This is a genomic window from Acidimicrobiia bacterium, from assembly GCA_040289475.1.
Lineage (GTDB): Bacteria > Actinomycetota > Acidimicrobiia > ATN3 > PSLF01 > PSLF01.
The window spans coordinates 45,480-55,904 of the sequence record PSLF01000013.1 but is presented as its reverse complement, the minus strand read 5'-3'; the positions used below and the strand labels follow the sequence as shown (position 1 = coordinate 55,904).

The following is a 10,425-nucleotide window of genomic DNA, read 5'->3' as shown; positions in this document are numbered from 1 at the left end:
TAGGCTCGGCGATGGTTGGATACCGACCGCCCTTCCGATCGAGGAGTATTCGGAAAAGCTGAATAAACTTCGCAATTCCGCCTCCAAAGCCGGAAGGCAGATGGACGAAATCGTGGCAGCCATGTTTTGTTATTGCGTCCCAGCGCAAGACCATAAGACCGCTCACAAAATCTTGGAAAACCCCTTGGTGAAATGCTTTTGTATGGCACTGAGCGATAAGCGGTTTCAAGCAGCGGGGTACGCTCATCCTTTGGGAACGGGGTCTTACGGGCTTTTGGACTTCGTTCCTGCTGGTATGTCGAGAAGCGAAGCCGAGTCTTTAGTGGCCAAGATTCCCTTCGAGGTGGTACACGAGTTTGTCTGGCACGGAACCGCTGAAGAACTGTACGACAAAGCCGTAGAGTACGCGGCAATAGGTCTCGAGCACTTGATTCTCTGGAACATAGCGCCCTTCGACGCAGCGGACACGAATCGACGTAGCTTTTACGTACTCGATGAGCTCTTGAGCACAGCCAGGGAGCCAGAGTGAGAACGTCCAACATTGAGCTCCCAAGACGAGTACTCGTCGTTCCAGCTCACCCCGACGACGCAGAGTTTGGATGCGCAGCTACTGTTGCTAAATGGACAGCTAACGGGGCGTCTGTCACCTACGTGGTGATAACCGACGGCTCCAAAGGCACTTGGAGACTAGACATCCACCCCTTCGACCTAGCTTTGCGACGTGAGGAAGAACAGAGACACGCCTGCGACGTGTTGGGCATCGACAAGGTTTACTTCTCGCGACACCGAGACGGAAACGTAGTTTCAACCGATGGTCTAGTGAGGGAAGTGGCAACCTGGATACGCTCTCTAAGACCCGACGTCATACTGACTCACGATCCGTGGGCGCACAATGTTTTGCACCCAGACCACAGAGAAGTGGGGCGGAGTGTGTGTGACGCCGTGGTGGCCGCCCGTGATCCACGTTTCCTTGAGGAGTTGGCCGTTGCTGGGGTACTACACCACCGCCCCAAAGCACTTTTGTTGTGGGACGCTGGCGACCCGAATCACATCGAGGAAATCAGCGTAGAGCACTTGGACAAAAAAATCGAGGCGTTGCTTGCACATAAAAGCCAGTTCCAATCGACAATGCATATACAAGACCCCGACGGCCCAGACGTGGAGCGTTTCGCGGAGCGGATACGCCGCACCGCTAGAGAACACGGAAGCCTGGGCGGCTTTGCCCTGGGCGAGGCATTTCGGTTCGTAGATCCGGCTAGCTAGGACTTGAAAATAAAAAATACAGAGAAGCCTCAGTCTTTTACGAGGGCCAATCAGAAGTAAGCTTTCTGTGAGTGGTCCCTGCGCTCGGGTTATTCCTAGTTACACGAAAAGCCGGAGCGCATCGATAACTTGCTGAGCGCTTTGGGGCCGCAAATTGGGATCCTTGGCGAGCATCCCGTCAACAAGATCCGAAAGGCGCGGATCTATTCCTCCAACAACTTCCAGTAACTTCGGCGGAGGAACATGCCTCTGCTGATATATAACCTTTACCATGTCGCCGATGAACGGGGGTCGTCCAGCCAACAACTCGAAAAGCATGGCTCCCAACGAGTAGATGTCACTTCTTGCATCAGCCACTCTCGCACCGCCTGCCGCGCATTCTGGAGACATGTATGTAGCAGTTCCAATCATGATTCCAACACGAGTGATGCGAGACTCGTCTTGGACGATAGCGAGGCCAAAATCGCCAAGCTTGGCAACTCCCTGCTCGGAGAGCCATACGTTGGATGGCTTGACATCTCGGTGGATGATTCCTCTGCGGTGTGCCGCTTCGAGTGCTGAGGCAACTTGAATCGCTACCCCTACAGCCTGGCTGACCGGTAGGCGAGAGCCAGGCGATCGCTTTGCAAGAGTCTCGACATCTCCTCCCTTCATGTATTGACTAACTATGAAGGGATGCCCTTTCTCCTCTCCCGTATCGTAGACGGGGACGATGTTCGGATGATCACTCAACTGCGCCATGGCCTTTGCCTCACGCCGCAAACGGATCAGATCGTTTCCGGTCAGAGTGGACTTCACGACAGCGAGAGCCACATCTCGTCCCAGGCTAGTGTCTCTCGCGAGATAGACGAGTTTTTTGGCACCCTCACCTAGAAGCCCCATGACTCTGTATCGTCCGCCGCCGAACGACTCCGGAAGTTGACCACCCGTCGCTAATTTCTTAGGAACCGGGACCTCAGCGCTCCCCTCTCGCTTGGATGAGGGCCCCAGACCACCCAACGGCTGTCCACACGTATCGCAAAATTGAAACTTTATAGGGACTACCGAACCGCAGGACTGGCACACGTTTCCGTCCGAAACAGAGGGCGTGGACTGGCCCCTGAGCATAGCGCCGCACGTTCCGCAAAAAATGGCACCGTGGCGGTTGGAAGAGTAACAAACCGAGCACTGCATACCCTTCGTCCCTCACTCGACCCGATAGTGCCGATAATACAGCCGATCGGAACCGCCAAAAGCAGTGCTGGCCTAATGACGCTTGCGCGTTGCCGGAGACCATAAAAAGTTCCCGGCACCTCAATTCGCAGATGCCGGGAACCCTCAGCTGCTCCAGCCTTCAAACTTACGACGACAGAGCGAAATCATCGCGCAAACATATGCGAATCACCTCGGACGCACAGGTACGTGATAAAACCCGCGTGAATCTTGCGACCCAGCCGCAGCTTACTCGCGTGCGTGCGTAGAGCCAGCTATTTCTTTTTGCGAGCTGTCGCCCTGCCCGTAGCGGTCTTGCGTGCCGTCGTCCTACCTGTAGCAGCAGGCTTGCGGGCTGCCGTCTTCTTTGCAGCAGGCTTGCTGGACGCCGTCTTTTTGGCCGCAGCCTTACCCGCGGGCTTGGCTGCCGCTTTCTTTGCAGCCTGCTTTGCCGGAGGCTTCGGAAGCGATAGTAACTTCGAGGCTTTGCTAGGATTAGCCACGACATCCCGGAAGACGCTTCCCGGCTTGAAAGCGGGAACCTTCTTCGCAGGAATCTGCATGACCTTCTTGGTCTGCGGGTTAATCCCCTTACGCTTTGGCCGCGTCCTAGACGTCCATGTGCCGAAGCCCGGTATCCTTACAGTCTCACCCTTGGCGACCGCCGCCATCATCGAGTTGACTAAGGCGGTCACAGCGTTGTTCGCCTGGTCTTTAGAGAGACCTGTCGCCTGAGCGACTTTTTCTGCTAGTTCCAATTTGTTCACCGCTCACCTCCCCGAGAACGCGGGTCGCTATGCGCAAATAATGAAAAACCAAAATCAGCTAGAAGTCAACGATTTCGCGGCATTGTCGTGAAGTTTTTTGAAACGCCGGTCAGGAAGGCAGCGCTGAATGCGGCTTCGCAAGCCTGATTCCGCGCGGCATGGTCATATAATTTCTCTGCGTTGCATTACGACTATTTTCGACATTGACGGACTCAGATGGCCGATAGCAAGCGTGAAACAACGGGATTTAACTGGCCGCGAGCAGTCGGGATCGACCATGTCGTACTCAAGGTTTCCGACGTTTTTCGCTCTGAGCGTTTTTATGCAAAGTACCTCGGAGCTACGCCGGAGATGAAGGACGAGTTTTGTCGGGGAGAGCGAGGATTTCTTTCTATGCGGATCGGGGATGCGCTGCTCGATTTAGTCCCCGCCGAAGACCCCGGATCTGTAGGCCCCAAAGGAGTCGCTCATATCTGCATCACCGTAGATAACGGCGATCCCGAGGCTACACGAGAGGCTTTGGAAAAAGAAGGCGTCCTCGTTGAAGCAGCGGTGAACTTTGAGCGTCTCGGAGCGAAAGGAGTGGGTCCTTCTCTTTACCTCAGCGACCCAGACGGCTACCGGATTGAACTCAAGTGGTACCGTTGAGAGGATGCAAATGCGGATAACGCACGCACTCCTATCGCCCACGCATTCAAGGAAGTAGCCCCAACGGGATTTGAACCCGTGTCTCCACCTTGAGAGGGTGGTGTCCTAGGCCGCTAGACGATGGGGCCATTTTTACCATGGCGCTCCGCGCCAGGCACTGCATGAGCGCTCGGGGGGGAGGATTCGAACCCCCAATAGCAGGTCCAGAGCCTGCCGTGTTGCCAGTTACACCACCCCCGAATTTCCTTGTGGACGCCTACCCCGAGAATAGGCCGGGCGGCCGAGGGGTCGGCCTACTGTCCGAACTAGGACACTTCCATCCCAATCCTGCACCGACAGACCAGGGTGCGGTAGCGGGTTACAAAAACGCTAGGCTAACAGAGCCATCCAAATCATCGTGCGATCAATTACTGCCGCTGGGCTGGGTAGGCTCTAACGGCCAGGAACCAGGGCCAAGATCGGCGCCGTGAGCCTCGAAAATGTCCAGCGCTGTCCCGACTCTTGTCAGTACCGTATCTCTCCCCAGTATTTCGAGAGACTCGAAGAGCGGAGGGCCAACCCGCCTCCCAGAAACAGCAATCCGCAAAGGACCAAAAGCCAAACGGGGCTTTATTCCCTTTTCAGCAGCGACTTTCCTCAGAGCAACCTCGATATTTTGAGCTGTCCATTCCTTTAGGCAAGCTAAAACTTCCCGCATAGACCGCAAGAGATCGCCTGCCCACTCGGCCGACATCACACTCTTCCAGTCTTTCGCCTCGATGTAGGCTGGCCCAAAAAGAAACCCGGCAAGCTCTACTATCTGGGATAGACGGTCCATCCTTACTTGAACCAGAGGAACAACCGCCAGCAGACGCTTCCACTGCTCCTCAGTTGGAGGATCTTCGATCAGGCCTTCGGCAGCAAGATACGGGACAGCTCTCTCGGCTATGACGTCGGGAGACAAGGACTGAAGGTAGTGGTTGTTCATCCATTCCAGCTTCTTTAGATCGAAAGCAGCTGGGTTCTTGCTAACCTGCTCGAGATCGAACTGCTCGATTAACTCGCGTTTCGTCAATATCTCCGATCCGTCATCGGGTGCCCAACCCAACAACGCCAAGTAGTTCACGATCGACTCGGGCATGAAACCCGCATCCCTGTACCACCCCAAAGAGACGTCGCCATGGCGCTTCGAGAGCGGGGTTCTGTCTTCGCCGACTATGAGTGGCAGATGTGCAAAAGTGGGGGTACTTCCACCAAGAGCTTCGTGCACGAGGACCTGGCGAGGTGTCGCAGAGAGAAGATCTTCTCCCCTTATTACGTGGGTTATACGCATTGCTAGATCATCGTAAGCTCCTGCAAAAATGAACGTGGCACTCCCGTCAGCCCGGAGAATCACGAAGTCTTCGATGGATGCAGTATCGAAGCGACACTCACCCCTAATTACGTCTCTCACTACGATCTCTCGGTTTGAAGGAACGGCGAAGCGGATAGCCGCCCGCTCCCCAGCTTCTACCCTCCGAGCTGTATCTCGAGGATCGAGCTTTCTGCATCTGCCGTCATATCTAACGGGGCGGCCCTCTCTGCTAGCAAGAGAACGCATCTCCTCAAGAACTGCCGGAGTACAAAAACATAGATAGGCCGAACCTGCCTGGAGGAGCTCGGTTGCACGTTCGCGGTACTGGTCGGACCGTTCGCTCTGGCGGTACGGACCGTATGGGCCGCCCATATCCGGGCCTTCGTCCCAATCCAAACCCAGCCAACTCAAAACGTCGAAAATGTGGTCTACTGCGCCATCGCTAGAGCGCTCCTGATCTGTGTCGTCGATCCGAAGGACAAATTGGCCTTTGGTATGACGGGCATAGAGCCAGTTAAAAAGAGCTGTACGCGCAGATCCCACATGCAAACGGCCAGTGGGAGCAGGAGCAAAGCGAACTCGCGTAATTGACTCCCGGCTCACCGACGACCTGAACCCAAACTGACAATCTCACTTGGAGAACTCGCAACTAGCGAGTGGTCAATCAAGGAAGCAATCTTTCTTTGCTTGAGCACGTCGTGAGCGCATCCCGAAAACAAATCGTTTCGCTCGGCAGGGTGTATGCCTGAAGGAGGTCTATCGGATACATCGAACTGGCCCTTCAACCCAAATCCCCAATACGCGACAGCCCATTCGATGTCAGCTCTTACAGGTGCGCGTCCGAGTTGCGAAGCACGCGCTAGAGCGGTCGCCTGAATGGCAGCGCGCAGATCCAGCGGGTCGATTCCCTGTGTTCCGATCACAGAAGGCTCTATAGCTCTGTAAAGACGAAGAGCAAATCCTGCATCTGGCACCGGAGATCCAAGAAGCACTCCCTTACCATGGGGATGCGTCGCTACTTCCGCCGGCCTGGATGCCCGCCAGCGGGGAGGGGGAGGAAGGCGCAACTTGAGCCGCGAGCCGTCGAGCTGAGCCGGATCCTGTGGGGTATTCGAGTTGATCAAGTAGTCGTTTCCCAAGGTCTTTGCCTGTCTTTCTACTTCCTCGGCCTATGCAATCGCGTTTCCTGAGTACGCCAGCAGCTCGTCGCTTACTTGAGCGAAGACTATAGGATCCAATTTCGCCGGCTCAACGCCTCTATTGTCGGAAAGCGCTTTTCCGGGAATGAAGCACAACCTACTTGCACATATCTCTCCCATCTTGGCGTTGTTGCCAACCGTCAATCCTGCCTCTGGAGCTCCCGGCACCGTATCCAAGCAACCTGTGTTGCCATACGTAACATCGCAAACAACCACAGGCCTCTTGGAACTCGTCCCTAAGCACGCCTGAATGCTACATAGAAGCGGGCCCACCCATGCGGTTTCGGTGAGTGTCGTCGGATTTGCATATGCGGAACTGTGAGGCGCATCCCGCGCAAGGATCTCAAGAGCGGGAGCCTCGCCTAGAGCGTAGTAGGCGGGGGCAAGCTTGGGCTCGGACGCCTTGGCAGCCCCATCTAGCCTGGTGCGTATGGCTTGAGCTGATGCCAATACTTCGAATCGTAGGCGTGACCTTGCAGCTCTGTATTCCTCCGTGTCAATAAAAGCTCTATAACGGCCGGATCCAGCGATCGGAACCAGAATTCGAGATCCCTCCGATGAGACCCTTCCAGCGAAAGTTGCCGGCTCGAAAGCGGCAGTTAACGGCTCTAAAGGAGCTTTTTCGACCCGCAAGCGCGCTAAGGGAGGGAGCGGCCTTGGCGCGGGCATCTCTAGTCCAACCAGATACGGCTTATCGGGGTCGACGGTGACACTAAACTGTGCCACTTGAACCTCGCGTTCGACAGCGGCATCGGGAGGTGGTGGATCTACCGGGTCTTTGAGAGCAAGAACGTGAATCTCTCCTTGTATTCCACCACCTACGGCATACGCCGTTATCTCGGTCTCATGTCCAATGAGGATTCTAGAGGTGGTTGCCGTGGGACGGAGAACTCCGTAGCCGGAAGCGCCGCCGGCATTACGTTGGACTAAGTAGTTGCTGGAGACCTCCCCTCCAGTCCAAGAAAACTTCACCCACTCAGGCTTCACCGTCGAATCTTTCGCTAAGACGGCAAAGGGTCCGAGGATGGAGGGGCCCGATGCATCGGATATTGCCCATTCCACTGACTCGTTCCAGACCCGTGAGACACTAGTACCCTCCGGTGGAGGCTCGACCGCTTCCACGGCGCCCCTCGGGAACTTCATCGTCAACCGAGCCTTGGAGTATGCGATGTCTCCTGGAAGTCTCACCGAGACTGCAAAGTAAGTCTTGCCAGCTTGAGTTGTAAGAGTGAAGAAGCTAAGAGGGATAGGGGACTGCTCTGCAGGGGGTACAGGGCCGTACCGAGAACATGCAGCTCCAAGTAATGCTGCGCTCACGAGCAGCGAGACGAGACAGCGATGGATCACCGCCCCGGTTGCCGGCCTTGCATAACCTACTCAGCAGTATTTCGGCGCTCTTGCGACCTGAGGATCCCCAACACGAGGGAGTCTTGTAGCGCTTGCCAAGACGCCTCAATGATGTTTTCGGACACGCCTATTGTGCTCCAAGACGTGTGACCATCGGTGCTATCAATGAGCACTCTCGTGACTGCCGCTGTGCCCCTATCTGGATCGAGTACCCTGACTTTGTAGTCAGTGAGGTGGACGTCCTTCAAGTCCTTGTATATCTGACCTATGGCTTTTCGAAGAGCCCTATCCAGAGCGTTGACGGGACCGTTACCCTCTGCCGTTGCGATGATTCTCTCGCCTCCACAATGGATTTTTATCGTTGCCTCAGTGGCGACGCCGCCATCCGTCCGCTTTTCCATAATCACCCGGAAGGACTCCAGAGTGAAGTATTCCGGCCTCCATCCCGCCGCAGTTCTTACCAACAGCTCGAAGCTCCCGTCAGCGGCTTCGAAGTGATACCCGATGTGCTCTAGATTTTTCAGCTTGGTCAGCACTTCGGTTACAACTTCGGGCCTGGCAGACAGATCGATTCCTAGTTCCTTAGCTTTCAGCATCACCGTTGAGCGACCAGCCAGTTCGGAGACAACCAGTCGCGAGCTGTTACCCACCAGATCCGGATCGATGTGCTCGTATGCATCGGGTCGACGTGCTATGGCAGAAGCGTGCAGCCCAGCCTTGTGAGTGAAGGCCGCGCTTCCTACATATGGCGCATGGGGGTTCAGAGGCGTATTTGATATTTCTGCCACAAAGTGTGCTGTCTCGGTAAGGTTTCTGAGCCTATCTAGAGGAATGCAATCTACCCCCATCTTGAGTACTAAATTGGCGATGACCTCGATCAGGTTGGCGTTTCCAGTTCGCTCGCCTAGACCGTTAATACATCCTTGTACCTGCCTGACTCCCCTGTTGACAGCAATTAGGGAGTTGGCAACTGCACACCCTGAATCGTTATGGAAATGAACTCCGAGAGCAACATCGTCACCGAGAGCATCGAACACCTCGCTCACGATTCGAGACACCTCGTGTGGAAGAGTGCCTCCGTTGGTGTCGCACAAAATGATGCACTCAGCGCCCTCCTCCAACGCGGCGCTGCACACTTCCAACGCGTACTTGGGATTTCGCTTGTATCCATCGAAGAAATGTTCCGCATCAAAGAAAACTCGGCGTCCTTTCGACCTCAAGTACCCCACTGACTCCGCGGCCATCTTGACTCCCTCGTCCAGGGTGGTTTGCAATGCATCGGTTACGTGATAGTCCCAGGACTTGCCTACGATGCATATGGTTCGAGTACCCGCCGCCAAGAGTGCAGCCAAGTTTTCGTCCTCGGCGGCAGATCCAGAGGGCTTTCTAGTGGATCCAAATGCGACTAGCTCAGACTCCCCAAAATCGATTTCCTTCGGCGCTCTAGCAAAAAACTCGTCGTCCTTGGGATTCGATCCAGGCCATCCTCCCTCTATGTATGCGACCCCAAGCTCGGCAAGCTTCGATGCGATCTTCAACTTGTCGCTTACAGTTAGCGACAATCCTTCCCTTTGCGCACCGTCTCTAAGGGTGGTGTCATAAATGTCAACGTGCATAAGAGGGCCTTTCCGGGTATCTAGATAGAACGGCGAACCACGCTGCGAGGACACACGCTACGGTAGTCGTGCGGGCATCTCCGTGCCGTCGGCACCATTGTATGAGAAGCTCCTCCATGGAAAAGCGGGTATTCGTCACACGAACTCAAGCCAGTGGCGGTACCGCTCCACCTCACCATGAACTACCGAGAAGAATAACTCTTGACACTTCCGGGTGATCGGCCCTGGCTCGCCGATCTCTCTCCCATCAACCTCCCTAATAGGAACGACCTCGGCTGCGGTTCCGGTGAAGAAAAGTTCATCTGCAACGTAAAGATCGCTCCGCACTAAGTCGGCCTCTCTGGTCTGGTAGCCCAAATCACTGGCGATTGTGAGAATCGTGTCTCTGGTGATCCCTTCGAGAGCTCCGCTAGAGCAAGGCGGAGTGGATATTACCCCGTCGCGAACGTGAAAGATGTTTTCTCCGGACCCATCGGTGACAAAGCCAAGGCTGTTAAGCAAGATTGCCTCGTCGTAACCCGACTGCAACGCCTCGACTTTGGCGAGGATCGAATTTATGTATTGACCGGTTGCCTTGGCTGCATGCGGAATTATGTTCGGGTCTAGTCGCCTAAAGCTGGAAATGCGCACTCTGACACCGTGCTTCAATCCCTCCTCACCAAGGTAGGTTCCCCATGGCCAGAGTGCTACCGCAGTTTCGACGCTGCAGTTAAGAGGATTGAGTCCCATCTCCCCATAGCCTAGCCAGACAATGGGGCGAATGTAGCACTCGTCCACTCCGTTTCGGCGGATGAGCTCCTTTGTTACCGCGACCAACTCTTCCACGGAGTACCTGGGTCGTAAAAGATGAATCTTTGCTGAGCGCAGTAGGCGCCGCATGTGGTCGGTAAGCCGAAATACCGCTGGACCATCCTTAGTCGCATAGCAGCGAATTCCCTCAAAGACTCCGAGCCCATAGTGAAGCGAGTGGGTGAGCAGGTGGATTCTGGCCTCCTCCCACCGGATGAATTCGCCATTGACCCAGATGTAGTCAACTGTTTCGATCATGTCTTTCAGGCTCC

At 55.2% G+C, this 10,425-nt stretch carries 10 protein-coding genes and 2 tRNA genes; 3 read left to right on the top strand and 9 right to left on the bottom strand.

The features are described from left to right. A partial coding sequence (locus C4318_07615) for a hypothetical protein (GenBank protein MER3455004.1) occupies window positions 1-529 on the top strand: 529 nt, incomplete at its 5' end. Further along, complete coding sequence (locus tag C4318_07610) at window positions 526-1,263, top strand: PIG-L family deacetylase (protein MER3455003.1); 738 nt, start codon at window positions 526-528, stop codon at window positions 1,261-1,263. The genes C4318_07615 and C4318_07610, both read left to right, overlap by 4 nt. A gap of 99 nt (window positions 1,264-1,362) precedes the next feature. Here the strand turns inward: C4318_07610 and C4318_07605 are convergent, their stop codons facing one another. Together C4318_07605 and C4318_07600 are read right to left on the bottom strand one after the other, a co-directional pair. Continuing rightward, on the bottom strand, window positions 1,363-2,436 hold the full coding sequence (locus C4318_07605; GenBank protein MER3455002.1) for a hypothetical protein: 1,074 nt from the start codon (window positions 2,434-2,436) through the stop codon (window positions 1,363-1,365). A 293-nt stretch (window positions 2,437-2,729) separates the two neighbouring features. Continuing rightward, a complete protein-coding gene (locus C4318_07600) occupies window positions 2,730-3,221 on the bottom strand; it encodes an HU family DNA-binding protein (protein ID MER3455001.1) in 492 nt (163 codons plus the stop codon). 216 nt (window positions 3,222-3,437) lie between these two features. Between C4318_07600 and C4318_07595 the strand changes: the two genes are divergently transcribed. After that, window positions 3,438-3,869: a VOC family virulence protein gene (locus C4318_07595; GenBank protein ID MER3455000.1), complete on the top strand. Its 432-nt coding sequence runs from the start codon at window positions 3,438-3,440 to the stop codon at window positions 3,867-3,869. A 55-nt stretch (window positions 3,870-3,924) separates the two neighbouring features. Here the strand turns inward: C4318_07595 and C4318_07590 are convergent. From C4318_07590 to C4318_07560, 7 genes are all read right to left on the bottom strand, one after another. Beyond that, a tRNA-Glu gene (locus C4318_07590) sits at window positions 3,925-3,997 on the bottom strand. Window positions 3,998-4,037: 40 nt separating this feature from the next. After that, a tRNA-Gln gene (locus C4318_07585) sits at window positions 4,038-4,109 on the bottom strand. Window positions 4,110-4,272: 163 nt separating this feature from the next. Then, entirely contained in the window at window positions 4,273-5,805 is a 1,533-nt protein-coding gene (locus C4318_07580; GenBank protein MER3454999.1) for a glutamate--tRNA ligase, read from the bottom strand. Next, window positions 5,802-6,341, bottom strand: a complete 540-nt coding sequence (locus tag C4318_07575; GenBank protein MER3454998.1) for a hypothetical protein — start codon at window positions 6,339-6,341, stop codon at window positions 5,802-5,804. The genes C4318_07580 and C4318_07575 overlap by 4 nt, the downstream gene beginning before the upstream one ends. A 30-nt stretch (window positions 6,342-6,371) precedes the next feature. Then, entirely contained in the window at window positions 6,372-7,748 is a 1,377-nt protein-coding gene (locus C4318_07570; protein ID MER3454997.1) for a hypothetical protein, read from the bottom strand. A 26-nt stretch (window positions 7,749-7,774) separates the two neighbouring features. Beyond that, window positions 7,775-9,364 carry a citramalate synthase gene (locus tag C4318_07565; protein ID MER3454996.1) on the bottom strand — a complete coding sequence of 530 codons (1,590 nt, stop codon included), beginning with the start codon at window positions 9,362-9,364 and terminating at the stop codon, window positions 7,775-7,777. A 135-nt stretch (window positions 9,365-9,499) separates the two neighbouring features. Continuing rightward, the gene (locus C4318_07560) at window positions 9,500-10,411 is read right to left on the bottom strand and encodes a branched chain amino acid aminotransferase (protein ID MER3454995.1); all 912 of its coding nucleotides are present in this window, start codon (window positions 10,409-10,411) and stop codon (window positions 9,500-9,502) included. Between the last annotated feature and the right edge of the window lie 14 nt (window positions 10,412-10,425).

Bases quoted from the DNA above. Each gene is read 5' to 3' on its own strand.
- C4318_07605 (MER3455002.1), bottom strand. From the start codon at position 2,436: ATGCAGTGCTCGGTTTGTTACTCTTCCAACCGCCACGGTGCCATTTTT.
- C4318_07595 (MER3455000.1), top strand. From the start codon at position 3,438: ATGGCCGATAGCAAGCGTGAAACAACGGGATTTAACTGGCCGCGAGCA.
- C4318_07565 (MER3454996.1), bottom strand. From the start codon at position 9,364: ATGCACGTTGACATTTATGACACCACCCTTAGAGACGGTGCGCAAAGG.
- C4318_07560 (MER3454995.1), bottom strand. From the start codon at position 10,411: ATGATCGAAACAGTTGACTACATCTGGGTCAATGGCGAATTCATCCGG.